Origin of the sequence: Accumulibacter sp. (assembly GCF_023806635.1) — a bacterium.
GTDB lineage: Bacteria > Pseudomonadota > Gammaproteobacteria > Burkholderiales > Rhodocyclaceae > Accumulibacter.
Genome location: NZ_JAMTDQ010000093.1, coordinates 38,612 through 62,356 on the forward strand (window position 1 = coordinate 38,612; position 23,745 = coordinate 62,356).

Annotated in this window: 24 protein-coding genes; 9 read left to right on the forward strand and 15 right to left on the reverse strand. The window is 66.7% G+C overall.

What is annotated here, in order from left to right:
* Nucleotides 1-40 precede the first annotated feature (40 nt).
* The 12 genes from NFW30_RS16450 to NFW30_RS16505 all read right to left on the reverse strand — a co-directional run bounded on the left by NFW30_RS16450 (nt 41) and on the right by NFW30_RS16505 (nt 9,233).
* Nucleotides 41-811 (reverse strand): formylglycine-generating enzyme family protein, encoded by a 771-nt coding sequence (locus tag NFW30_RS16450; protein ID WP_295357869.1) that lies wholly within the window; start codon nt 809-811, stop codon nt 41-43.
* A gap of 39 nt (nt 812-850) precedes the next feature.
* A complete protein-coding gene (locus NFW30_RS16455) occupies nt 851-1,021 on the reverse strand; it encodes a hypothetical protein (protein ID WP_295357866.1) in 171 nt (56 codons plus the stop codon).
* 14 nt (nt 1,022-1,035) lie between these two features.
* Nucleotides 1,036-2,718 carry a glycosyltransferase family 2 protein gene (locus NFW30_RS16460; protein WP_295357865.1) on the reverse strand — a complete coding sequence of 561 codons (1,683 nt, stop codon included), beginning with the start codon at nt 2,716-2,718 and terminating at the stop codon, nt 1,036-1,038.
* On the reverse strand, nt 2,715-3,065 hold the full coding sequence (locus tag NFW30_RS16465; protein ID WP_295357969.1) for a hydroxymyristoyl-ACP dehydratase: 351 nt from the start codon (nt 3,063-3,065) through the stop codon (nt 2,715-2,717). Before NFW30_RS16465 ends, NFW30_RS16460 begins: the two co-directional genes overlap by 4 nt.
* Nucleotides 3,065-4,330 carry an AMP-binding protein gene (locus tag NFW30_RS16470; RefSeq protein WP_295357862.1) on the reverse strand — a complete coding sequence of 422 codons (1,266 nt, stop codon included), beginning with the start codon at nt 4,328-4,330 and terminating at the stop codon, nt 3,065-3,067. Before NFW30_RS16470 ends, NFW30_RS16465 begins: the two co-directional genes overlap by 1 nt.
* A gap of 6 nt (nt 4,331-4,336) precedes the next feature.
* The gene (locus tag NFW30_RS16475) at nt 4,337-4,900 is read right to left on the reverse strand and encodes a hypothetical protein (RefSeq protein WP_295357859.1); all 564 of its coding nucleotides are present in this window, start codon (nt 4,898-4,900) and stop codon (nt 4,337-4,339) included.
* Nucleotides 4,901-4,920: 20 nt separating this feature from the next.
* Nucleotides 4,921-5,166 (reverse strand): acyl carrier protein, encoded by a 246-nt coding sequence (locus tag NFW30_RS16480; protein ID WP_295357856.1) that lies wholly within the window; start codon nt 5,164-5,166, stop codon nt 4,921-4,923.
* A gap of 13 nt (nt 5,167-5,179) precedes the next feature.
* A complete protein-coding gene (locus NFW30_RS16485) occupies nt 5,180-5,458 on the reverse strand; it encodes a phosphopantetheine-binding protein (RefSeq protein WP_295357968.1) in 279 nt (92 codons plus the stop codon).
* Complete coding sequence (locus tag NFW30_RS16490; protein ID WP_295357854.1) at nt 5,445-6,149, reverse strand: lysophospholipid acyltransferase family protein; 705 nt, start codon at nt 6,147-6,149, stop codon at nt 5,445-5,447. The genes NFW30_RS16485 and NFW30_RS16490 overlap by 14 nt, the downstream gene beginning before the upstream one ends.
* A 74-nt stretch (nt 6,150-6,223) precedes the next feature.
* Complete coding sequence (locus tag NFW30_RS16495; protein WP_295357852.1) at nt 6,224-6,883, reverse strand: beta-ketoacyl synthase chain length factor; 660 nt, start codon at nt 6,881-6,883, stop codon at nt 6,224-6,226.
* A 39-nt stretch (nt 6,884-6,922) separates the two neighbouring features.
* Nucleotides 6,923-7,321 carry a hypothetical protein gene (locus tag NFW30_RS16500; protein ID WP_295357849.1) on the reverse strand — a complete coding sequence of 133 codons (399 nt, stop codon included), beginning with the start codon at nt 7,319-7,321 and terminating at the stop codon, nt 6,923-6,925.
* Between the two features lie 703 nt (nt 7,322-8,024).
* The gene (locus NFW30_RS16505) at nt 8,025-9,233 is read right to left on the reverse strand and encodes an alpha/beta fold hydrolase (protein WP_295357847.1); all 1,209 of its coding nucleotides are present in this window, start codon (nt 9,231-9,233) and stop codon (nt 8,025-8,027) included.
* A gap of 401 nt (nt 9,234-9,634) precedes the next feature.
* Between NFW30_RS16505 and NFW30_RS16510 the strand changes: the two genes are divergently transcribed.
* The 6 genes from NFW30_RS16510 to NFW30_RS16535 all read left to right on the forward strand — a co-directional run bounded on the left by NFW30_RS16510 (nt 9,635) and on the right by NFW30_RS16535 (nt 17,569).
* Nucleotides 9,635-9,955: a nucleotidyltransferase domain-containing protein gene (locus tag NFW30_RS16510; RefSeq protein WP_295357846.1), complete on the forward strand. Its 321-nt coding sequence runs from the start codon at nt 9,635-9,637 to the stop codon at nt 9,953-9,955.
* Nucleotides 9,956-10,096: 141 nt separating this feature from the next.
* Nucleotides 10,097-10,669, forward strand: a complete 573-nt coding sequence (locus tag NFW30_RS16515; protein ID WP_295357842.1) for a Uma2 family endonuclease — start codon at nt 10,097-10,099, stop codon at nt 10,667-10,669.
* Between the two features lie 623 nt (nt 10,670-11,292).
* Nucleotides 11,293-11,511, forward strand: coding sequence for a copper-binding protein (locus tag NFW30_RS16520; protein WP_295357840.1), 219 nt, complete (start codon nt 11,293-11,295; stop codon nt 11,509-11,511).
* Between the two features lie 46 nt (nt 11,512-11,557).
* Nucleotides 11,558-12,952 carry a TolC family protein gene (locus tag NFW30_RS16525; RefSeq protein WP_295357837.1) on the forward strand — a complete coding sequence of 465 codons (1,395 nt, stop codon included), beginning with the start codon at nt 11,558-11,560 and terminating at the stop codon, nt 12,950-12,952.
* Entirely contained in the window at nt 12,949-14,457 is a 1,509-nt protein-coding gene (locus NFW30_RS16530) for an efflux RND transporter periplasmic adaptor subunit (protein WP_295357834.1), read from the forward strand. The genes NFW30_RS16525 and NFW30_RS16530 overlap by 4 nt, the downstream gene beginning before the upstream one ends.
* Before the next feature lies 1 nt (nt 14,458).
* A complete protein-coding gene (locus NFW30_RS16535; RefSeq protein ID WP_295357831.1) occupies nt 14,459-17,569 on the forward strand; it encodes an efflux RND transporter permease subunit in 3,111 nt (1,036 codons plus the stop codon).
* Between the two features lie 220 nt (nt 17,570-17,789).
* On the opposite strand, the gene NFW30_RS16540 is transcribed toward NFW30_RS16535, so the two are convergent.
* Nucleotides 17,790-19,076 carry a cobyrinate a,c-diamide synthase gene (locus tag NFW30_RS16540; RefSeq protein WP_295357829.1) on the reverse strand — a complete coding sequence of 429 codons (1,287 nt, stop codon included), beginning with the start codon at nt 19,074-19,076 and terminating at the stop codon, nt 17,790-17,792.
* A 366-nt stretch (nt 19,077-19,442) separates the two neighbouring features.
* On the opposite strand from NFW30_RS16540, the gene NFW30_RS16545 reads away from it, so the two are divergent.
* Nucleotides 19,443-21,107 (forward strand): DUF4157 domain-containing protein, encoded by a 1,665-nt coding sequence (locus NFW30_RS16545; RefSeq protein WP_295357828.1) that lies wholly within the window; start codon nt 19,443-19,445, stop codon nt 21,105-21,107.
* Nucleotides 21,104-21,520 (forward strand): hypothetical protein, encoded by a 417-nt coding sequence (locus NFW30_RS16550; protein ID WP_295357824.1) that lies wholly within the window; start codon nt 21,104-21,106, stop codon nt 21,518-21,520. The genes NFW30_RS16545 and NFW30_RS16550 overlap by 4 nt, the downstream gene beginning before the upstream one ends.
* 183 nt (nt 21,521-21,703) lie before the next feature.
* Here NFW30_RS16550 and NFW30_RS16555 read toward each other — a convergent pair whose 3' ends face one another.
* Nucleotides 21,704-22,105: a type II toxin-antitoxin system VapC family toxin gene (locus NFW30_RS16555; RefSeq protein ID WP_295357822.1), complete on the reverse strand. Its 402-nt coding sequence runs from the start codon at nt 22,103-22,105 to the stop codon at nt 21,704-21,706.
* On the reverse strand, nt 22,102-22,827 hold the full coding sequence (locus NFW30_RS16560) for a type II toxin-antitoxin system Phd/YefM family antitoxin (protein ID WP_295372354.1): 726 nt from the start codon (nt 22,825-22,827) through the stop codon (nt 22,102-22,104). The genes NFW30_RS16555 and NFW30_RS16560 overlap by 4 nt, the downstream gene beginning before the upstream one ends.
* Nucleotides 22,828-23,065: 238 nt before the next feature.
* Between NFW30_RS16560 and NFW30_RS16565 the strand changes: the two genes are divergently transcribed.
* Nucleotides 23,066-23,734, forward strand: coding sequence for a P-loop NTPase fold protein (locus NFW30_RS16565; RefSeq protein ID WP_295357818.1), 669 nt, complete (start codon nt 23,066-23,068; stop codon nt 23,732-23,734).
* Nucleotides 23,735-23,745 lie beyond the last annotated feature (11 nt).

A 23,745-nucleotide genomic window follows, 5' to 3' on the forward strand; every position in this document is an offset into this window, starting at 1 on the left:
CGGTGCTGACGACGAAGCATCACCCGTCGTACTCCGTGCATCAACGTTCCATGTCGCGGACGACGCGGAACCCGACACGGCCCACAGCGTCTACGAACTCTGGCTCGTAACGGGAGCGAATGCCACAGCGGACGTAGTTGACCTTCTGGGCCCAGGAGCCGCCACGCATGACGCGCTTCTCCTCCCCGCCTGTTTCGATCCGCGGATTCTGCTTCGGCGAGACGGGATAGGGCGAGACGAACTTGTCCTGCACCCATTCCCAGACATTGCCGGCCATGTCGTGGATGCCAAGCCCGTTCGGCTTCTTCGTGCCAACCGGATGCGTGCGCTCGCCGGCGCTTGCCTTGTTGAACCAGGCGATGTCGAAAACCTGATCCGCCGATACCCCGCCCGGCCAGGTTTCCTGCTTACCGCCGCTCCTGCAGGCATATTCCCACTCTGCCTCAGTCGGCAGGCGAAATCCTCCGCGCCCTTGGGCGTTGAGCTTTCGAATGAATTCCTGTGCCTGCAACCATGACACCTGATCGACCGGGCAGGTAGCGCCGCAGGTGTCGAACTTCGAGGCATTCGTGCCCATCACGGCTTTCCATTGCGCCTGGGTAATTTCGTACTTGCCGATTTCGAAACTGTCCACACACACCTCATGGACGGGAAGCTCGTGCGTTTCGTAGCCGGTGTTGCCCATCGCATAACAGCCTTCCGGGACACGAACCATCTCGATGCTCGCCGCGAAATCGCTGCCTTGGGCAGCCGGTAGGCTGCCAATGACGGCGAATGTCGCCGCGAGCAGAACTGGATTTCTTCGAATCATGACACTCTCCCTCGTTGGTAGTAAACGACGACAGCCCGATCAATGCAGCTTGACGACCGCGCCCCTGAATGCCACGCGGGCCCTCACCCCGGCTGCGGCGCCGGTATGCTCTGTCTCGCCGCTCCGCAACTTGATGTGGTCGTCGCGTGGACGCTCAGCGGTGCCGTCGAGCAGGCTGGCAAACGCGACGGGGGCGAGGCGGAATGGCATGCTTGATGTCCTGGTCAATGCCGTGGGCCGGATTCCGTGTTGGCCCAGAAATCAAAAAAATTGAACCACTGGAACGGCGTTCGGCGGCACAGTTCGACGAGACGGTCGGCATAGCGCTGCGCGTGCGTGGCGATCGCGGCCTCGCGTTTGCCGCGCGGCAAGTCGATACGTTCGGCGAAGGGCTCGAAGTGAACGCGGTGGCCGTCAGCCTCGCGAAAGCAGACGAACAGGTATACCGGGCATTCGAGCAGAGCAGCGAGGATGAACGGTCCCTGCGGGAAGCGGGCCGGCGTGCCTAGAAACTCGACGCTGACCACACGTCCATTGTCGGCGGACGGCGTGCGGTCACCGACGATGACCAACAGCTCGCCACGGTCGATCTTCTCGCGCAACAGGATGGCGGTCTCCGGCCCGAGGCTGCTGACTTGGAGAAGGTTGAGCTCGAAGCCAGGGGCGACCGAAGCCAGTGCCGCGTTGAAGCGTCGGGCATGGTCCGTGTAGACGACGGCGTTGACCCGGGCGATGCCATTGAGATGGGCCAGCGCGCGCATCATTTCGAGATTGCCGAAATGAGCACCGAGCAGCACCGCACCACGGCCCGAGGCGAGCAGTTCCTCGAAGGCATCCTGGTTTTCGAAGGAGATGCTGGCGGGCGCGACATGCCCGGTCCACGCTGCCAGCTTGTCGAGGTTGGCATTGGCAAAGGCCAGCATGTGGCGGTAGGCGTTGATCCAAGTCGGCGCCGGGGTATCGGAACGGGTCGCCTGCAGGCGGCGCAGATAATCGAGCGAGGCATCTCGTGCCGTTCCACCACTCAGAAGGAACCAAGCGACGATTGGGCGCAGCAGCGCGCGTGCAAACCGGTCGCCGAACAGGCGGTAACTGACGACAGTCAAGCGCAGGCCGACCGAACTTCCGCGCTCGCGATGCCGCGACCAATGCAGCGCGCTGAAGCGGGGTGGGCAGCGCTTGCGCCACAGCAGCAGGGGCAGGCGGCCCACCATTCCGGCGCAAAGCCGGGTGTGCATCCACGAGATGCCCAGATTGTCTCGCCACATGCGGAAGTGCGACAGGCCACCCTGCGGGTAGACGACCCGCGTAGCCAGGTTGACGACAGGCAGTCCCATCCAGAAAAGACGGACGATGATCTCGGTGTCGAACGTCATGCGCGTCGGTAGTCGATGACGTTCGATCAGTGCAACGGTCGGTGCAAGCGGGTAAACGCGGAAACCGCACATCGAGTCGCCGATCGCGAAAGAGAGCGTTTCCACCCATACCCAGAAATGGGTCACGCAGCGGCCGTAGCGCCGGCTGGCCGGTGCCGACTCGTCGTAGCATGCGCAGCCAGCAACGACGGCGTCGGGCCGGATGCGACTCTGCTCGAGAAAGCGCGGCACGTCGGAGAGGTCGTGCTGGCCGTCGGCATCCACCTGCAACGCATGCGTACAACCTGCCGCAAAGGCTTCGCGCAGGCCGTGCATGACAGCAGCACCCTTGCCAACGTTTTCCCGCAGACGAGAGAGGCGTGCGAGTGGTTGGCTGGCGGAGACAGCGGCGAGAGTCTCCTGCGTCGCTTCGTCCGAGCCATCATCGACGATGAAGATCGGCACCTCGTAGTCCGACAACCGGGCAACCACTGCGGCGATCGTTTGCTTGTGGTTATAGATTGGAATGACGATGCCAGGGACGAAGCTCATGCTGCGGCTCCGCTGGCAAAAAAAATCTGGCCCGACGACATCGGGCGCCTTTCTTCCCGATAAGCGAAATCAAGGCGCTGCCTTTCCGGCAACCAGTCGATCTGCAGTGACAGCTTGGTTCCCGGCAGGATGGGCGCGGAGAACTTCAGCGCGCGCAGTGCTGAGAAACCGGTGCAGCGAATGCCCAGATGCTGGCGCGCGAGCCGGATTACCCAGTCGACCTGCACGATGCCGGGCAGGATCGGGTGGTCAGGAAAGTGTCCGGGGAAATAGTCCAGTGACGGCTCGACCGTCAGTTGCAGCGTCGCCGATGTATCGTCGATCCACACCTGCCGGACATGCGGCATCAGGCACACGGCGCAGCCTCCAACAATCTGGCGACGTCGTTGAGCGCGAGTTTGCCGCGCTCGCTGTAGGGTAGCGCTTCGACGAAGCGCCATCGCCGAGGCAGCAGTACGGGTTCAAAGCGCTGCCCCAAGTGCTGGCGGAGAGCATCGATCAGCACCCGGCGCTGCGTTGCGGCGGCAGTGGCGACAATGACCGCGCCGACCACTGTGCGACCGGAAACCGCCAGTGGGGCTACCGCAGCGGCGGCCACGCCCGGATGTCCGGTGAGCCATGCTTCCATCTCGGGAAGCGACAACCGCTTCTCCTCGATCTTGACGATCCGGTCGAGCCGACCGCGCAAGACGAAGGTGCCGTCTGCCTTGAGCTCGACGGTATCCTGCATGCGCAGTGGCTCGTCGTCGGGGAGGAAGGGCGAACGGACAAGCAAGGCGCCATCCCCGTCCACTGCCACCTGCACTTGCGGTAGCGGCGTCCAGTGCAGACCGTAGTCCTGCCGGCGCCAGGCGATCCCGCCGCTTTCGGTGCTGCCATAGACCTCGGTCGGCGCAGAGCCCCAAGCGCGCCGGTAGCTATCGGCTGTTTCGGCGTCCAGCGGCCCACCGGAGGAGAACACCAGTGCGGGCTTGTGCGGCAGCGCGGCGAGGTCAAGCAGTTGGTGCAGCCGTGACAGTTGTGCCGGCGACGAGACGAGAAGGGCCGCCTCTGTCGCGCGCAGCCGCTCGGCGAAAGCGGTCGGCTCGGAAATCGTCGCGTTGTCGAAGGGACGGCCGGAGAGCAGCGGCCAGAGCAAGCGAAACAGCAGGCCATAGATGTGGTGGTGCGGCGTTGTGGCAAGGACGGTCACGCCTTGGGCCAGTTTGCCCCAGCAGCCTTCCAGCGTGCGGCATTCGGCTTCGAGCTGGCACACCGCCTTCGGCACGCACTTCGGCTCGCCGCTGCTGCCCGAGGTGTACAGCTCGATCGTCCGCGGTGGCACATCAACAGGCGACGGCAGTGCGGCGAGGGCGCCCAGCGTTTGTGGCTGGAAGTTCGGCGGGATGACTGCAACGTGGTTTTCGGCCAGTGCGGCGAGCAGTTCCGAAGTGAAATCTATCGGGGAGGCGCCCCGCAACAGGACGCGGCGGCGGCCTCCCGACGGCACACTCTGCGCGCCACGCTGTGCCGCGACGGCAGCGCGTAACTCACGCCAGCTGACACGGCGCGCGCCGTCAACTGCGACGACCCGACTGTCCGACGGATTGAGGGCATCAAGTGAGAAGCTCATCTTTCCTCAGGCCGCCCGGCGGCGGACACGAACGCGTACCAGCCATTCACAGGCAAAGAGCACCCCCATCAGCAGATAGGCGACAAAACCGTTGTATAGCAGCCAGACCTCGCGCGAGGCGAACGTGGTGGCGAGCGAAACGGCGGCGTTGAAGACGAAGAACGCACACCACACCTGCGTGACCCGGCGGGTATGGAGCACGCCCCAGGGAGGCAGGTCGGGCTCGGAGAGGCGGGCAATACGTTCGATCACCGTTGGTGGATTCAGCAGGCTGCGGCCAAAGACCGACAGCAGCGCGAGACTGACGACGACGGGGTACAGCAGGAGCAGGAGTTCGTTGTTGCTGGCGACGATTGTGAGCGTGTAGGCGCCGACGAGCGCGGCGGAGAGACGTTCGCTCGACTTCAGTCTGGCCGCGCAACTGCGCACCGATTGCCATCTCCGCAGCAGCAGCAAGGCGCCGAGCAGCGCACCGAAGATCCTCGGTTCGAAATGCTGTAGGCCGACATAGACGGCCAATGGGTAGGTGAGTGCGAAACCCACCGCCAATCCATTCGACAGGTTCTTCATCGCTGTCCGATCCCGCCCGGCTAGGCCGCCATCAGGCGGCGTACGGCAGCAACGACGTCGGCGACCGACCGGATGTCCTTGAAGTCCTGTGGCTGAATACGCTTGCCAGTGAGCTTCTGCAACTGGATCGCGAGGTCGACAGCGTCGATGCTGTCGAGATCCAAGTCGGCAAACAACTGCGTTTCCGGTGTGACACGGGTCGCTTCGATTTCGAAGGCGTCATGCAGGATGGTCCGGAGCTTGTCGAGGATTTCCTGGTCGCTCATGGCGTTTCTCTCCTCAAGGTGTGTGGGTCAGGCTGCCTTTTCCCTGGTGCCGCACGAGCGCGGCAAGCGATAGGACGTTGCGGAAGTGTTCACGGATACGGCCATCACCGGCTTCGAGTTCGATGCCGTACGTCTTCTTCATTGCAATGCCGAGTTCCAGCGCGTCGATGGAATCAAGGCCCAGGCCTTCGCCGAACAGGGGCATATCGCTAGCGATATCCTCCCCGCTTATGTCCTCGAGGTTCAGTACCTCGATGATGAGGATCTTGATGTCCTGTTCAAGCGTATCCATGGCGTCGTAGTTCACGGGAAAAATGGTCTTGAAGGGCGTTGGTCAAGTGCCGCGCACGGATGGCTGGCGTTGCCGCCATTGCTGCTTCTTCCTTCACCGTTGCCAGCTGTTCGCCAACGTCCACGCAGAACGTGAAGGGGTGTTCCGGGGCAAGCCACCAAGGGGAATGCTTGGTCAATGTGGGCGGATCACAGCCGATCAGAACCGGCAGTATGGTGGCACCGCTTCTCAGGGCCACATGAGCGGCTCCGCGCTGGAAGCGAGGCACCTGGCCTGGCGTCGTGCGTGTGCCTTCGGGAAAAAGCAGCAGTGTCTCGCCCTGACGCAGTGCTTCCGCACAGGCTTCGATCACGCCCTCTGGTGAGGCATTGCTGATGTAACCGGCGGCACGGACGATGCCCCAGCAGAAGGGGTTTCGCCAGAGAGCAGCCTTGACGACGCAGTTGGCCTGCGGCATGAGAGAAATGAGGACGACGACGTCGCAGTAGGTCGGGTGATTGGCCACTACCAGCGTGCCGCGCGCCAGGGCGAGGCGCCCGGACTCCCGGGTCACCAGACGCATGGAGCCGCTACCGACGAGCGCCCTTATCAATAACCGAAAGCAGAAGCCAATTACGCAGCGGGCCCGCGTGCGACACTTGACCGCCGGATCGGGCAAGCTCATCAGCAACGGCATCAGCAGGGCCGACATCAGCGTGCCGCCGACAGCGAAGGCAACGAAGCAGAGTACGGCGACGAGACTGCGCCAGAGGCGCCCTGCCTCCTTCATCGCAGATTCCAGCACCAGTGGTGCCGATCGCTGGTCCAGTCAGCCGAGCCTCGTTCGAGCGCCCGCAGGCAGGCGTTGGCCTGCAGGGTCGCTGGAGTTCCGACCATGGTGCCCGGACGGAACGCGGTATGCAGACGAGAGCTGGCATCCCCTTGGATCAGCAGGCCAAGGGCAAAGACCGCTTGGGGATCACCGGACTGCGGGCCGATCGGGTCGGGCGCTGGGGCGTCGGCGTACACGTAGACAAGTGGTTTCGCCGGGCTCTTCCGGGCACGCAGGTGCGCCTCGAGGAGGCCGTAGCCGAAGCTCTCGACTCCGGCCGCAATGGCCGTAGCCGGCGCTCGGTCGCCGCGGGCGATGGAGAAGATGCCGGCTGCCGCATTCAGCACCGAAAGGCTGAACAAGGTTGGCGACAGCTCCTCATCGTGCGCCAGGCTGCGCAGCAGCTCGACGGTTCGCGTCAGTTCCCCGTGGCGAGAGGCGAAGACGAAGGTTGCCGAGGGGCAGCCCTGCGCGCACGCATTGGCCACGTGCAGCGCCCCGCGCGCCAGTGACGACAGCCGGCGGCGCAGAAGCGGCTCGATGAAGCCGAGCTCAGCCGCCCCGATGCCTGGCCATTGGACCCAGCGTACGATGGGAACATCCCAAGAGATCATGGCTGCGCTCGGCGGTGCTGCCAAAATGTGGCAGACGACCTAGAGCCTGTTCAGCTCCATCCGGATCGCATCGCGCAGCTCCGCGACCCAGCGGTTGTAGTAGGGGTGGATGATACGGACGTGCGTGTTCGGATCATGCGAATAGTTCATGTTCGTGCTGTCGTGATACACGATCGAATATGTCTGCGGTGAATAGGTGATGGCGACGACAACAGTGTGTTTGCCGCGCACATTGAGTACGGCTTGCAGGCCACCGCCGTTTGGCGCGCCGGATACCTGCCAGCTATGCGACTGTGCTGCCGCAGTGATGGCCTGCCTGACCTGTTCGACCGTCAAAGCCTTTCCACTACTGGTCAGCACCGCGTTGTCGGGGTAATCGACGATCGGGACGGACTGACGCGCCTGGGCGAACAGAGGAACGATCAGCAAAGCGATCATGGCAAGAACTCGAACAATTGTCGCTTGCATTCTTCAACCCCCCCGGTCGGATCGTGGCTAATATTCTATGCTACATCTTAGGATTCACGCGACTCTTCTTCAAGGAAACAAGGACAGCCGTGACGCATGACCCTGCCGAATCGGGCCCGTTCGCCGGACAACCCTCCGCTTTCGCCGTTGGCGCGGTCAGATCGCGGCCGGCTGGCGGCCAGTGAGCGCTGGGTGGGCGGCTGACGTGCCGTGCGTGCAGAAGCTGTCGCGGCTTTCAGGATCTCTGGTGCGATCGCGTGCGAGGCTTTCCTAGCACCTTGAACGCTGCGTCGAAGGGTTCCCGGGGGGCGGCCATTCGAGTTGCCCGCGGCGCCCGACCAGAGCGCAGGAAGCCCGTGCCGAAAGCGATGGAGGCCCGGCTGGGCGCCGCCGCCCCCCCCCCCCCGGGCAGTTCGCCACCAGCGGCAGGTTCAGCGAGCGCGGCTTCATACGGCAGGGTCCGAGCAACGAGTTGCAGATCCGCCGAAAGGATGGCGCCGGTATGGACGCGTTGTTCCATTGCGCAGATGTCCACGGTCAGGCCGGCATGGATGACTTGGGCCTGCATCGCCGTCCACATGATTGGGCATCTCACGCCATCGCGAACAGCGTTTCAGCGCGGTGGCAAGCACCCGGGGCACGACCTGCAGCACGATCGTGAGCAGTGCAGCAGTCACTGAGCACTGGCCTGCATCTCCAGGATACGCCGGTAAGTGGCAATCACGACAGGACTGTTGAGAATGGATGTGTGGGTCTCGGTGAAGCCGAGGACCTCCCTCGCGTCGCGAACCGCGTCGGCGTGCAGTTGGCTCGACACGGCGATGGTGCCGTCGGTTGCCCTTTCGAAGGGCTGCGCGGGGTCGGTTTGAGCATAGAGCAGGTAATGCGCGGTTGCAGCAGGGAGCGGCCTGGCGAACATCGCCCGCTGGAACTCGCTCTCGGTTTGCATATCGACCCATGACGGAACGACCACAGGCGAGCGAGCGACGCCCATGGCCGCCGCTCGGTGGCCCCGCCACGGAGTGACCATTGACACGAATACCGGCACCGGGCCACCGTAGCGCTGGATGAAGTCGCGCGCGAGCAGGCCACCCATGCTGTGCGCGGTCACGTAGAGGCGGTCGAAGCCGTACTCCCGCTGCATTGCCGTGACGCAGCGCTCCATTACCGCGACGGAGTTTGCGAGCCGCTGTCCGGACGGATAGACGAACACCCAGGGTTGGTAGAGCGAATGGTCAAGCGCTTCGATCAGGGCGCGCCACTCCCACGGGTTGCCACCAGCACCGCTGACAAACAGCACAGGTACCCGATTCGGGTCATACGGCGCGAGCATAAAGATGCCAATGCCGACATTGGTCAGAAACTCGAATGGCTGCCACAGTCCCATGCGCCCACTCGTGGCCGAGAGCCGTTCGTCGTCCAGGTCCGTCACCTCGCCGACCCAAACCGGAAGCTCCTGGCGTTCAATCTTTGCCAGTGCCCGCAGCTCGGAGGCGATCGCGTGATCGACACGGCCGGTCCGCATGAGCGTGAGGTTGATCTTGGCTATCCCCGTCCACCCCCGCGCCACGATGACGGTGTTCGGCGAGGCCACTGCAGGCTCGTCATCGTCCAAGCGGAGATTGTGGTTCCGGTCCGCGAAGGCCACGATGACGTAACGCTTGCCGACAACGAGCCGCATGAGAAAGTCATGCCGGGTCGCTAGGTGCACATGGTTCTCTGCGATCCACGTGTCGCCATCTTCCCGCAATCCGACAACCACAATGGCGGAGTCTTCGCTCTCGTCATGAAACACCTTGCCGGCAACGCCCCCGGCCGCCGCGCCCGCCGTCAGGTCCCTGTGCAATGCCACCAGATTGCAGGAAGCAAGAACGAGAAGCATCGCGGCCACCCCGCCGGCGGTGAATGACCTGGTCCAACCCCTGTCGTTGCGCACGCCAAGCTCCCTTCGGTGGTTCAGCTCTCTGAGTTCAACCGTGGTGCCGGCAGGTCCCCAGCTTCAATGCAGCGACAGCCTTCAAGGCTCGGGGTGATTTTGTGCCGCACGGCACGTTCCACCGCCAAGCGAAGGACGAGAAATCCAACGGTACCGGAACGAGTATATGAGCCTTCGTCAACCCGCGTCAATGACGCGTTTTCGGGGCCAGGTTCGACATTGACGCTGTTTGCTGACGAACCCTATACTCTGGCCGCTGCCGTTGGATTCCCTGTCCGCACGGGTGAAGTGCAGCGGACACCGGACCGACGTACCCGGTTGATGGAGAGAGTGGCGCCATGATCGACATGCAGGACATCCTGGCGGCTGCCCGGCGATTGGTCGCTGCCGCCAGTTCGCCAAGTCGGGTCATCCTGTTCGGCTCCCATGCGCGGGGTATTGCCACCGAGGATTCCGACCTGGACCTGATGGTCATCGAGAAGGAACTGCCGGACAAGGCGGCAGAATACCTGCGCCTGCGCGGCGCGCTGGGCCGGATCGCGCCCGGCGTGGGCGTCGATCTGTTGCTCTATCCCCTGGCCGAATTCGAGCGACGCAGCCAGGTTCCGGGAACGGTCCTCCATGAGGCGCGCGTCGACGGCAAGGTGCTGCATGACGCCCTTCATTGAAGAAGCGCGGCGCCTGCTGAGTCTGGCTCGGGGCGATTACGCGGCGTTCGCCGTTCTTCGCGCGCCTCAGCGAGCGGATCTCTGTACAAGGCGGAGTGCGCTGCCAGTATGGAGCCTTCATGGCGCAGGGAGGATCTCGCGATGCAGCACGGCAGAGTGATCCGTTGGACCGAGAGCGACTATCTGCGCGCCGAGCGCGAGGCGGTGGTGCGGCATGAGTATGTCGCCGGACAGCTTTTCGCCATGGCCGGCGGCAGCAAGGCTCACAACACGATTGCCCTGAACATTGCGGCGCGCCTGCGAACGCACTTGCGCGGCCGCCCGTGCCGTGCGTTCATAGCCGACATGAAAGTGCGCGTCGAGGGCGCGCGCAGCTATTACTATCCGGATGTCGTCGTGACGTGCCAGGCGGCAGACCTGTCGCCGGCCAGTCCGAGGGACTATTTGACGGCCCCTTCGTTGATCGTCGAAGTTCTCTCGGCGAGCACGGAAACCATCGACCGTCGGGAGAAGCTGCTGGCGTACGCGCAACTGCCGGGGCGTCTCGAGTACGTGCTGGTGGACAGCGCCAGCCGGCGGGTCGACATCTATCGTCAGGAGGAAGACGGCGAAATGGTGCTCGAGATTCCGGCGCAGGATGAACTCGTCCATCTCGACAGCGTGCGGCTTGCATTGACTTTCGAAGAAATCTACGAGGAATCCGGCATCGACTGAAGGCGCTGCCGTGCGCGGCGCCGGCGATTGCGCGGTGCGCCGTGGCGGCTGGGGAATGACTCGCCTGGCGGCGCGGGACCGCTGCGATGAGGGAAATGGTCGTCTGGCCTTCCCGGCGGCGTGACCCGCGTGCGTGTTCTGCATGCGGCGAGCGGCTGGTAGAGCCGATTGGGATTCCTGGCGTGGCGGGACGGGGAATCCTGCACGATCATGCGTCGGGAGACGACGCCGGAAAGCGGCTGCAAGGATCAGCCGTTGGCGCCGAAGAGGCGGGCGACCGCTGGCGGGTTGCCGGGGCTGAGGAGCGAGGCGCTCCATGGACGACGTTTTCGGGGCCGGGTTCGACATTGACGCTGTTTGCTGACGGACCCTATACTCGGGTCGCTGCCGTTGGATGCCTTGTCCGCCAGAGTGAAGTGCAGCGGACAGCGGACCGCCGCACCAACGCCTACCCTCTCCACGGGCGCCCCTGACCGATCGAGAAAGGAGTACGACCCATCCAGACCCGCCTCTCCCTGCTGCTCGCCGCTGCCCTGTTCGCCGCCCCTGCCGCCGCCGTCGCAGCCGCGGCCGACCACTCCGGCCACGGCGCGCCGTCCGACAGGGCTGCGCCCGTTTCCGCCATGGCGGACGGCGAAGTGCGCCGCATCGACGGCGCCGCCGGCTCCGTGACACGCGGGCACGGCCCGATCGCGAACCTTGGCATGCCGGCGATGACGATGACCTTCGCGGTCATTCCCAACGGTGCCCTCGACAAGCTAAAGGTCGGCGACAAGGCGAAGTTCGTCGCCGAGGACCGCTCGGGCAACACCGTCATCACGGAGATGGAGCCTGCCCGCTGAGCGCAGGATCCGCCATCCGGGTCGCGCGTCCCGAAAGGATCTGCCCATGAGCAAGTCCCTGATCATTGCCGTCGGCGGCCTGCTCGGGCTGCCGCCCAGCGCCTGGGCCGACCCCGGACTGCCACCGGCCGCGCCACCGGTGGTGATCGCCCAGGCGGCCCCGGCCCCCGCATCGGCGGCCGCCGCAGCTGCCACGGATCGACCCTGGCTCGCGCCCCTCGATCCGCTCGTCGCCGAGACCCTGCAGCGCAACCCGGAGATCCAGGCCGCCCGCCGCGAGCGGGAGGCTGCGGCGCACCGGGTGGCGCCGGCCGGCGCCTTCGACGACCCCACGCTCGAGGCCGGTTTCATCAACGTCCCTCTGCCGTCGCTATCGCTCAGCCGGGAGGACATGACGATGAAGATGATCGGTCTCGGGCAGCGGCTGCCGTTCTGGGGCAAGCGCGGGCTGCGGCAGGAGGTGGCCGCACGCGACGCCGAGGCGGTGGACCACGGCTACGAGGAAACGGTGAACCGGGTGGTACGGGAGCTGCTCGTGTCGTGGTACGACCTCGCGCTCGCCACGCAGTCCGAGCAGCTGATCGAGCGCAACCGCGCCGTCCTCGTGAAACTCGTGAGGAGCGCCGAGGGCCGCTACGGAGTCGGCCAGGGGGCTCAGGCCGACGTCCTGCGGGCGCAGACCCAGCTCAGCCGCATGCTGGACGAGCTCCTGCGCATGCAGCGGGACCGTTCGATGGCCGAGGGCGAGGTCGGGCGCGTGCTCGTGCTGCGTGGCGCGCCGCTCGGTCGCAGCGCGCAGCTTCCGCCGCCAGCCGCCGCGCCGCCCCCGCTCGCCGGGCTGCGCGAGCGCGCCTTCGCGCAGCGCCCGCAGCTGCGCGCGCTGCACAGCCTGCTGGCGAAGAACGAGCGTGCCATCGAACTGGCGCGCAGGGACGGCCTGCCCGACTTCGACGTGAAGGTCGCCTACGGCGCCCGCAATCCCGACCCGCTCGGCATGAAGCGCGACGACATGATCACGCTGACGGTCGCGATGAACCTGCCGATCTGGCGCGAGACCAAGGTCGATCCGCGCATCGCCGAGGCGCGCGCCCTGCGCGAGCAGGCACAGGCCATGCTGGAGGCCCAGCAGGACGAGATCCGCATGCGGCTGCACCATCAGCACGCCACGGCGACCCAGCTCGCGCGCTCGCTCGCTCTTTACGATCGGGAAATCCTGCCGCAGGCCCGCCTTACCCTCGAATCCACGCTCTCCGCCTACCAGGTCGGGCGAGTCGAGTTCATGACGCTGCTCGACAGCCAGATGGCCGTCTTCAACTACGAGCTGGCCCGGCTCACCGCGCTCGCCGGCTACCACAAGGCGCAGACCGAGATCGACTTCCTCACCGGGCGGCTCGCCGCGGACGCGCTGGGCCTCGACCACGACAGGGGGAAAGAACTGTGAAGAGCGCACGCATCGCCGCCGTCGCGCTGGCCATCCTGGTCGCTGCGGCGATCGGCTACTGGTGGGGCGCCCGCCAGCAGGCGATGCTTCCCGCCAAAACCGACGCGGCCGCGGCGGCCCCCGCCGCCGGCGAGCGCAAGGTCCTCTACTACCGCAACCCCATGGGGCTGCCCGACACCTCACCCGTGCCCAAGAAGGACTCGATGGGCATGGATTACATTCCCGTCTACGAGGGCGAGGACAAGGCCGGCGGCGGCGTGGGGCTCTCGCCCGAGAAGATCCAGATGACCGGCGTGCGCACCGAGGCGGCTGCGCCGCGCGAGCTCGGCCAGACGCTGCGCGTGGCCGGCCGGGTCGAGTTGAACGAGCGGCGCGTGTACGCGGTGACGCCGAAGTTCGAGGGCTGGATCGAGAAGCTCTACGTCAACGCCACCGGCCAGGGCGTGCGCGCCGGCGACCCGCTGATGGAGGTCTACAGCCCCGACCTCGTCACCGCGCAGCAGGAGTACCTCATCGCGCTGCGCGGTTCGGCCGCGGCGGGCGCCGAAACCGGCGACACGCTGAAGCGCCTCCAGGAGGGCGCCCTCGCGCGGCTGAAGAACTGGGACATCAGCGAGGCGGACCTCGAGCGGCTGCGCCGCGAGGGCACGGTGCGGCGCACGCTCACCCTGCGCTCGCCGGTGGGCGGCCTGGTGCTGGAGAAGCCCGCCGTGCAGGGCATGCGCTTCATGCCCGGCGAAATGCTCTTCCGCGTCGGCGATCTCGGCGCCGTGTGGGTGATCGCCGAGGTGCCCGAGCGCGAGCTCGGCGCGGTCCGCGTCGGCCAGAAGGCGCGCGTGCAGGTGACCGCGCTCCCGGGCCGCGATTTCGACGCCACCGTGGCCTTCGTCTACCCCACCCTCAACGCGCAGACGCGCACCGCGCAGGTGCGTCTCGAGCTCGCCAACCCCGGCGGCGTGCTGAAGCCGGCGATGTACTCGAGCGTGGAGCTCGCCGCGGGCGGCCGCGGCCGCGTGCTCGCGGTGCCGGCCGCGGCGGTGATCGACAGCGGCAGCCGGCGCGTGGTGCTGGTCCAGTCGGGCGAGGGGCGCTTCGAGCCGCGCGACGTCGAGCTGGGCGCACGCGGCGACGACTACGTCGAGATCGTAAAGGGCGTGAAGGACGGCGAGCGCGTGGTGGTCGGCGGCAACTTCCTCATCGACTCGGAGAGCAACCTGCGCGCAGCGCTGGCCGGCTTCACCGCGCCGCCGCGGGCCACTCACTCCGCCACGGGCGCCGTGCGGTCGATCGACCTCTCCGCTGGCACCGTCTCGCTGCGCCACGATCCTGTGCCGAGCCTCAGCTGGCCCGCCATGACGATGGACTTCGCGATGCAGGACAAGGGCGCGCTGAAGGCGCTCAAGCCGGGCCAGGAGGTCGAGTTCGACTTCCGCGAGGAGGGACAGGGCAACTGGACCGTCACCCGCATCGCGCCGCGCGCGGTGGCCGCACACAAGGGCCACTGAGATGCTCAGCCGCCTGATCGAATGGTCGGCCCGCAACCCGTTGCTGATTCTCATCGCCACCGCGTTCACGGTGGCCGCCGGCCTGTACGCGATGGCGCGCACGCCGCTCGACGCCCTGCCCGACCTCTCGGACGTGCAGGTGATCGTCTACACGGACTTCCCGGGGCAGGCGCCGCAGGTCGTCGAGGACCAGGTCACCTACCCGCTCGCCACCGCCATGCTGTCGGTGCCGAAATCGCGCGTGGTCCGCGGCTTCTCGTTTTTCGGCGCGTCGTTCGTCTACGTCATTTTCGAGGACGGCACGGACATCTACTGGGCCCGCTCGCGGGTGCTCGAGTACCTGAACTCGGTGGCGGGGCGCCTGCCGCCGGGGGTCGCCCCGACGCTGGGGCCCGACGCGACCGGGGTGGGGTGGGTATACCAGTACGCGGTCGTCGGCAAGGAGCGTACGCTCGCCGAGTTGAGGAGCCTGCAGGACTGGTTCCTGCGCTATCAGATCGCCAAGGCGCCGGGCGTGGCGGAGGTCGCCACCGTCGGCGGCTTCGTACAGCAATACCAGGTGACGGTGGACCCGCGCCGGCTGCAGAGCTACGGCATCCCGCTGATGAAAGTCGTCGCCGCGATCCGCGCGAGCAACCGCGACGTCGGCGGCCGCACCGTGGAACTCGCCGAGACCGAGTACATGGTGCGCGGCCAGGGCTACCTGCGCGGCATCACCGACCTCTCCGAGATCGTCGTCAAGAGCGAGGGCGGCACGCCCGTGCTGCTGCGCGACGTCGCGCGCATCGAGCTCGGCCCCGACGAGCGCCGGGGCATTGCCGAGCTCGACGGGCACGGCGAGGTCGTCTCGGGCATCGCGGTCGCGCGCTACAGGCAGAACGCCCTTGCGGTCATCGACAACGTCAAGGCCAAGATGGCCGAGGTCGCGAGCGGCCTGCCCGCGGGCGTCGAATTGAAGACCGTCTACGACCGCTCCGAGCTCATCCGCCGCGCGATCGACACGCTCAAGAACACGCTGCTCGAGGAAGCCGTGATCGTCGCGCTGGTGTGCATCGTGTTCCTGCTGCACGTGAGGAGCGCGCTGGTGGCGATCCTGATGCTGCCGGTGGGCGTGCTCATCGCCTTCATCTGCATGCACGCGCTGGGCATCAACTCCAACATCATGAGCCTGGGCGGCATCGCGATCGCCATCGGCGCGATGGTGGACGCCGCCATCGTGATGATCGAGAACGCGCACAAGCACCTCGAGCGCCTGCCGCCCGGGGGATCGCGCTTCGACGCGATGGTGACCGCCTGCCAGGAGGTGGGCCCGGCGCTGTTCTTCAGCCTGCTCATCATCACCGTGTCGTTCCTGCCCGTGTTCACCCTGGAGGCGCAGGAGGGGCGGCTCTTCCAGCCGCTCGCCTACACCAAGACGTTCGCCATGGCCGGCGCGGCGCTGCTCTCGGTGACGCTGGTCCCCGTGCTGATGCTGCTCTTCATCCGCGGCCGCATCCTGCCCGAGTCGAAGAACCCGGTGAACCGCTTCCTCATCTGGATCTACCGCCCGGTCATCACGGCGGTGCTGCGCTGGTGCCCGCTGACCATCGCGCTCGCCGTGGCGGCGCTGGCGCTCACCGCGTGGCCGATGGCGCGACTGGGCACCGAGTTCATGCCGACGCTCAACGAGGGCACCCTCTTCTACATGCCCACGGCACTGCCGGGGATGTCGGTCACCAAGGCCACCGAGCTCCTGCAGACGCAGGATCGCATCCTCAAGGGCTTCCCCGAGGTCGGGTCGGTGATCGGCAAGGCGGGCCGCGCCAATTCGGCAACCGACCCCGCGCCCATCGAGATGTTCGAGACCGTGATCAACCTCAAGCCCGAGTCCGAGTGGCGGCCGGGCATCGACATCGACAGTCTGATCGCGGAGATGGACCGCGCCCTGCAGTTCCCCGGCGTGGCCAACTCGTGGACCATGCCCATCAAGGCGCGCATCGACATGCTCTCGACCGGCATCCGCACGCCCATCGGCATCAAGGTCTTCGGCAAGGACCTCGCCGAGATGGAGACGCTCGCGCGCGAGATCGAGGCGGTCGTGCGCAACGTGCCGGGGACGACGAGTGCCTACGCCGAGCGCGTGACCGGCGGCTATTACCTCAACATCGCCCCCGACCGCGCGCGCATCGCCCGCTATGGCCTCACGGTGGACGACGTGCTGGAGGTCGTGGCGACCGCGCTGGGCGGGGAGCCCATCACCACGACCGTCGAAGGCCGGGAGCGCTACGCGGTGATCGTGCGCTACCCGCGCGACCTGCGCGACGACCCGGGTCGCATCGCCACGCAGGTGCTGGTGCCGACGATGGACGGCGCGCAGGTGCCCCTCGGACAGGTCGCGAAGGTCGAGCTCGCCAAGGGCGCGCCGATGATCCGCACCGAGAACGGCCTGCTCTCGGTCTACATCTACGTCGACATGCGCGGCCGCGACATCGGCGGCTACGTCGCCGACGCCCAGCGCGCGGTGCGCGGGGAGGTCAAGTTCGCCCCCGGGTACTACGTGACGTGGTCCGGCCAGTTCGAGTCCCTCGAGCGGGCCAAGGCGCGCATGAAGCTCGTCGTCCCGTTCACCCTCGGCATCATCTTCCTGCTGCTCTACCTCAACTTCCGCCGCCTCACCGAGACGCTCATCGTGATGCTCTCGGTGCCCTTCGCGCTGATCGGCGGGGTGTGGCTCATGTGGCTGCTCGGCTACAACATGAGCGTGGCCGTCGCGGTCGGCTTCATCGCGCTGGCGGGCGTGGCCGCGGAAACCGGAGTGGTGATGCTGATCTACCTCGACCACGCGTTCGAGGCACGCCGCGCGCAGCGGGCGTCCGCCGGGCAGCCCGTGGCGATGGCCGACCTCCACGCCGCGGTCATGGAGGGCGCCGTCGAGCGCGTGCGGCCGAAGATGATGACCGTGTGGGCCATCATCGCCGGTCTGCTGCCGATCATGTGGGGCACGGGCACCGGCTCCGAAGTCATGCGCCGGATCGCGGCCCCCATGGTCGGCGGCATGGTTTCGTCCACCGTGCTGACGCTGGTGGTCATCCCCGCCATCTACGCGCTGGTCAAGGGCCGCGGCCTGCGGTGACGGCGCGGCGCGGTAGGCGTCGCGGGCCTGCGGAAGCGGCGGGTCAAGGATTTCGTCGATCACCGGGAATTCTGCCGGCCGCGTCCCGGCGGCGTGACCCGCGTGCGTGTGCTGCATGCGGCAAGCGGCCGGTGGCGCCGGTTGGGATTCGCGGCGCGGCGGGACGGGAAGCGTGTACGATCATGCGTCGGGAGACGACGCCGGAAAGCGACTGCAACGATCAGGCGGCGGCGCCGAAGAGGCGGGCGACCGCCGGCGGGTTGCCGGGGAAGTAGAAGTGAACGTAGGAAGCGGTGATCGGGCCGTGGCGGTAGATCGCCTCGCCGTCGCCGCCCGTCGGCCGGCGCGCGCGGCAGAACGGCGGCAGCGGCGTTTCGCTGCGCGAGTAGTGGAAGGTGTGGCCGGAGAGCGTGCCCTCGGGCAGTTCGGCGACCTGCATGCCGAGCGCAGCCAGGCGTTGCTGCATCACCGCGCGTCCGGGCAGCAGTCCGGCCAGCGCGTGCCGCCGACCCTCGCGGTCGACGAGCTCGTCGAAGAGGCTCATCATGCCGCCGCACTCGGCGAGCAGCGGCCGGCCGGCGGCGACGTGGGCGGCGAGTGCCTGCCAGAGGTCACGCCGCGTCGCCAGCATCGCCGCATGCAGCTCGGGGTAGCCGCCGGGCAGCCATAGCGCATCGCAGGCGGGCAACGCGTCGCCGGCGAGCGGCGAGAAGAAGTGGATCTCGGCACCCAGCTCGTGCAGCGTGTCGACGTTGGCCGGGTAGATGAAGCCATGGGCGGCGTCGCGCGCGATGGCGATGCGGCGGCCGGCGAGCAGGGCCGCATGCGGCGCGCTCGCCGCCGCTGCGAAGTGTACCGGCGGTGGCAGGCCGATGTTCGCCGTCGCCGCCAGTGCGTCGGCAAGTCGGTCGAGGCGGCCGCTCAGGTCGGCGATCTCGGCTGCCTGCAGCAGCCCGAGATGACGCTCCGGCAGGCTGTCGTCGCTGCGCGGGACAGCGCCGAACCAGCCCATTCCCGCTGGCAGGCTGTCGCGCAGCAGTTCGCTGTGGCGGCTGCTGCCGCTGCGGTTCGCCAGCACGCCGGCAAACGGCAGCCCGGTCCGGTAGGTCGCGAGGCCGTGTGCGACGGCGCCGAAGGTCTGCGCCATCGCCCGTGCGTCGATCAGTGCCAGCACCGGAATGCCGAACAGGCAGGCGATGTCGGCCGCCGACGGCTCGCCGTCGAAAAGCCCCATGACGCCCTCGATCAGGATCAGGTCGGAATCGGCAGCGGCGCGTGCCAGCCGGATGCGCGCGTCGTCCTCGCCGCACATGCCGAGGTCGAGGTTGTAGCACGGGCGCCCGCTGGCGACGGCGTGGATCTGCGGGTCGAGGAAGTCGGGCCCGCACTTGAAGACGGTGACGCGTCGTCCCTGGCGCGCGTGCAGGCGGGCGAGGGCGGCCGTCACCGTCGTCTTGCCCTGGCCGGAAGCGGCAGCGGCAACCAGCATCGCCGGGCAGTGCGGCATTACGAAGAATCCCCGTCGGGCATGGTTGCGTCCTTTCCGCGGCGTGCGCGATCGCTGGCGGGCGGCATGGTTTCCCCCCTGAGATGCGCGGCCGACCGACCGATGACAGGCGGTCAGGATAGCACGCGCGCGGGCGGATCACCGCCATCGACCGCGCGCCACTGCCGCGCCGCGCTACTGCAGTGTCCAGGTGGTCCAGGTGGTCCAGGTGGTCAATGCTTGCGGAAGTGGCGTCCGGTCCTCTATCCTGAGCCTCTTGCCGGCTGGGAAGGAGTGTCCTGACGCTTCCCGGAGGTCCGGCTTCTGGGGAGAAGCGTCATGGCCCATACGAGGACGGCGTTGCAGCGGCGCCAGGCGGAATCCCGCATGAGCCCGAAGGTTTCCGAGCGGGGTGCGATGCCCTCACTGCAGGGAATGCCGAGGTTTCTCGGGATCGGCGCGGCGCGGCAACCGGCGAACGACATCGCGCGCGACGGCGTGCAAGGCGCCGGCCGGGCGCTGCCGCACGGCGAGCGCATCCAGGATTCGTTCGGATCGCGGCATGATCTGTCGTCGGTACGGATGCACGTCGGCAGGAAGTCGAGCGAAGCCTGCGACCGGCTCGGCGCGGCCGCGTTTGCGACCGGCTCATCGATCGCGTTTCGTTCCGACCCCGACCTGTGGCTGGCCGCGCATGAAGCGGCGCATGTGATCCAGCAGCGCCATGGCGAGGGACCGCCGGCCGGTCTCGACTCGCCAGGTGACCGCCACGAGCGCGCGGCGAGCGCGGTGGCCGATCGGGTGGTGGCCGGGAAGTCCGCCAGCGATCTGCTGCCGCGCGGCGAGGGGCGGGCAGCCGGCGGTGCCGGCGGCGCCGTCCAGCGCTACACGATCGAAACGCTCGGAGCAGGACGTGCGCAGGTTGGCGAAACCAAGCAGACGGCCTTGTTCGGGTCGCAGACGCTGTATGCGACACCCGGACTCATCAGCGGAGCGAACTCCAAGCTTCAGGCGGCGGGCAAACAGGGCTCGTACATCGAGCTGAAGGCCGCCGGTGGCTCGGTCAGCGTCGATGGCAACTCGCTGACCGGTGTCCAGCCGGAATTCCTCGCCAAGCCGGGGAGTGCCCACTCGGGAGTGGAAAAGGCCAATGCGCCGGGCGGCATGGACACCGAAGGAACAGCCAATGGCCCGATGGCCCTGTGGACCGACTGCGGCCGCTCGTCGGCGGCGGTGACCGGTTCTGCCGGCGGTGGCGACCGCAGTGTGGTCTATTTCGACAACGGCGTCGCCAAGCTCGGCAAGGGCGTCGACGACTCGACGGTTTCGGACTGGCTCAAGGGCGAGCCGAACCAGATGGCGAACCAGGTCTACATGGACCTGCTGCCACGCTTCATCGAGCGCTCGGACAACGCGGCGTTCGTCGTCGAGGGCGTGCACTACGACATGAAGAGCAACACGGCATCGGGCGCGCTGGCGGGTGCGGCCGTCGGTGCCGGGCTCGGTGCCCTGGTCGGCAGTTTCGTCGGCGGCATCGGCGCGGTTCCCGGGGCCATCATCGGCGGCGTGGCAGGCGCAATCGGCGGCGCGGTCATCGGTTCGCAGGCGCGGAGCAAGGTCTTTCGCATGCCCGCCACCATTGCCGAAGCCAAGGCGATGTACCTGGCGCTGGGCAGCGCCGGCATGGACAAGTTCGACAAGGAGGCGGGAATCAACTTCCATGCCAATCCGGAGATCGGCGAGTCCTACTCGATGGCGACCGAGGGCGACATGCCGGGTTTCAAGTCGTACCCCGGCGTCGATACATGGAATTACCACTGGGCCGGCGTCGTGATGAAGGATGGTAGCGACAACATCACGCTCGAGAACTATGCCGTCACCGAGAAGTACGCGGCCAGCAAGGGGGTCGACCAGTATGACTTCATCGACCGCCAATGGAATTTCGCCATGTATGGCACGGTGGACAAGAGCCAGACGTTCCACCAGGAGCACCTGGCCAGCAAGACGCATGGTTCGCACGCGACGTCGATTGCGGTCCGGACCGACCAGTGAGCGCGGCGGAGGCCGGGCGCCGCGAGTTGCCCCCACGCCTTGATCGGGCCGAACAACTGAGACGGTTCGATGGCCAGCGGGTCTGCCTAGTGGGGACCTACCTGTTCGTGCCCAGCCTGAAGAGGATGCCCCGTCCGGGCCGGCCGCCCGAGTACGTGGACCCGGGCGAGGTCGTCATTCAGATCGATGGCAGCGCCGCGGCCTACGACCCCACGGCCGGCGACATGCCGGCCCGCATCGGCCTTGGCAGCGAAGCGCGGTCGAGCGAGGAGATCGTTCGGCTCAACCATCGCCGCGTCGCGGTCGAGGGTCGCATCGTGCTGCGACCGGAGATGGCCCGGGTGCTCCCGTGCGCGGCGCGCAGACCTGGCCCGGAATTGCAGGACCCCAACGGACTGCGCCTCGCGGAGTGAATTCCGCTGGAGTCGATAGGGCGGGTCAAGAGTAGTCCAAATCCAGCGGCTGGATCTCCTCCAGCCGTGGCGATGCATACCGCCCGACGGCCAGCGGATCGAATTCGGGCGGCTGGTGGGGTGATGACTCCCTCTTTCGGCCACACGGCACGCGCTGCGCGTGCCAGGGATGTGCTTCGGTCATCACAGGCGCGCATCCTGTCGCGACAACTGCGATGCCCACGCCAGCAGGCTCACGTCGGCTGTGATCAACGTTGCCTGGTGTTGCAACGAAGTGGCCAGGATGAAGCGGTCGGCGGGGTCACGGTGCATGTTTTCCAGCTGGGTGGCGAGGATGCCGATGCGGCCATCCAGCGCAATTTCCCGGAGGCCGGCCTGGAGCAGCTCGGAACGCCATTCCGCCGCCGGCAGGGGCAGCACGATACGCCCGCGCTGCGCGAGCATGGCCGCCTCCCAGAAACTGATGGCGCTCACGGCGACCGGGCCGGCGCGCCAGGCATCTTCGATCAGGCATCGCGCGACCGCGCCGAGAGCTGGGTCATCGCGATCCATCCAGAGCAGCGTGTGGGTATCGAGAACGATCACGCCAGCGCCTTCCACTCGACCTCATCGAGCGGTTCGACAATGTCGCCGGATATCTCGAGTTTGGGGTGCAAGCCGAATGGTGACGTGGAACGTCCACCGCGGTACGGATGCAACTCGGCGATCGGGCGGCCGTTCTTCGTCACGACCCAGATTTCGCCCTTGCTGGCGACCTCGTCCATCAGGGCAAGGCACCTGGCTTTGAACTCGGAAGCTTGAATGGTCGGCATGGCACACTCCAATGGATTAACCACATGGCTGACCATAGTCTTCAAAGTGGTCACCGTCAAGGGGCGGCGCAGCCTTTTCATTCCTGACCAGCAAGAATTCGCAGCCAGTCGCACCACGTGAAACTGGCAAGGTGCAGCCTGCACTTCATCCGAACACAGGGGGCAGTGCCATGGGTCGTAGCTTGGCAACGTGAAGTGGTTCATGCCGCCGCCTTTCTCATCTGCCGATCCCAGAGGCAGACCGCGATGCCGGGACGAGCAGCATCGAAATCGGCCGTGCGTCCTCGACCGCCCAGCCGCCCGGATCGATCGAATGGGCCAGCCGGTCGAGGTCGCGCCCGTCGACCCGCGAGCAGGGCCGACAGCGGCGCTGCCGACGCTCGCCGTGGCGGCCAGCGCGTCGGCAATGCGGTAGAGGCGGCCGGCCAGGTCAGTGATCCCGGCCGCGTGCAACAGCCCGAGAGGACCCTCCGGCAGGCTGTCGTCGCTGCGCATCCTGGACAAGCGCGGCAAGCCCGAGTCGGGCATGGGTTGTAGTTGGCCATGCGCAAAGGCCCCGCCTGAAGCAAGACGAGCTGCCATCGCGCGTCGTGGGACGACGCGCAAGCGGATCGATACAGCATGCGAACCTGGCGACAAGATGGCCGAACTGCTGTCGGCTCATTGAGGCTCTGGTCAAGGTCGGCCCATGCTGCCACAATCGTTGGCGATACCCGTTTGGATGGTGAGACTGATGTCAAGCAAGCCGCACGACGATCTGCCGACCCTTTTCGATCGTTTGAACTGGGACGACGAACTCACGCGCCTGTGTGAGAGCATCGAGCACTGCACGCCCCCACACGTCTTTGGGGTGCACGGCGATTGGGGTTCCGGCAAGACCAGCTTCATGCGCCAGTTGCAGTGGCGCCTCGGTGGCGAAGCGACAAAGGAGGACGGTTCGGTCGGCAGCGACAGCATGAATTTCGGCGGAACGCAGGATCAACTTACTGCAGCGCGCGAGACACGCAGCAAGAAGATCGCCACGATCTGGTTCGAAGCTTGGCGCTACCAGAGCGAGGTGGTGCCCGTGGTGGCGCTGCTCCATGAAATGCGCCGGCAGCTGTCGACGGCGATCGCAGTCAAGGAGAAGCTGTCAAAGCTTGGCCAAGTGACCGTTCGATATCTTCTCGGTAGTCTGAGCGACGCTGCCAGGACCATAGGCGTCGAAGCCTTGCTACCGAACGCGGATCGGATCGAAAGCATTGGCGAGAAGTGGGAGAAGGCGAACCTCGCCGAGTCCTTGCCGACCGATTCAATCCGCGGCTTCCTCAGCGAGGCAATCAAGGAACTCTTGCCGAAAGACGAAAGCGCCCGCTTGGTTGCGGTGGTTCCGGTCGTCTGGACAGCCACCGGGGTCGAATAAGCTAAGGCCGG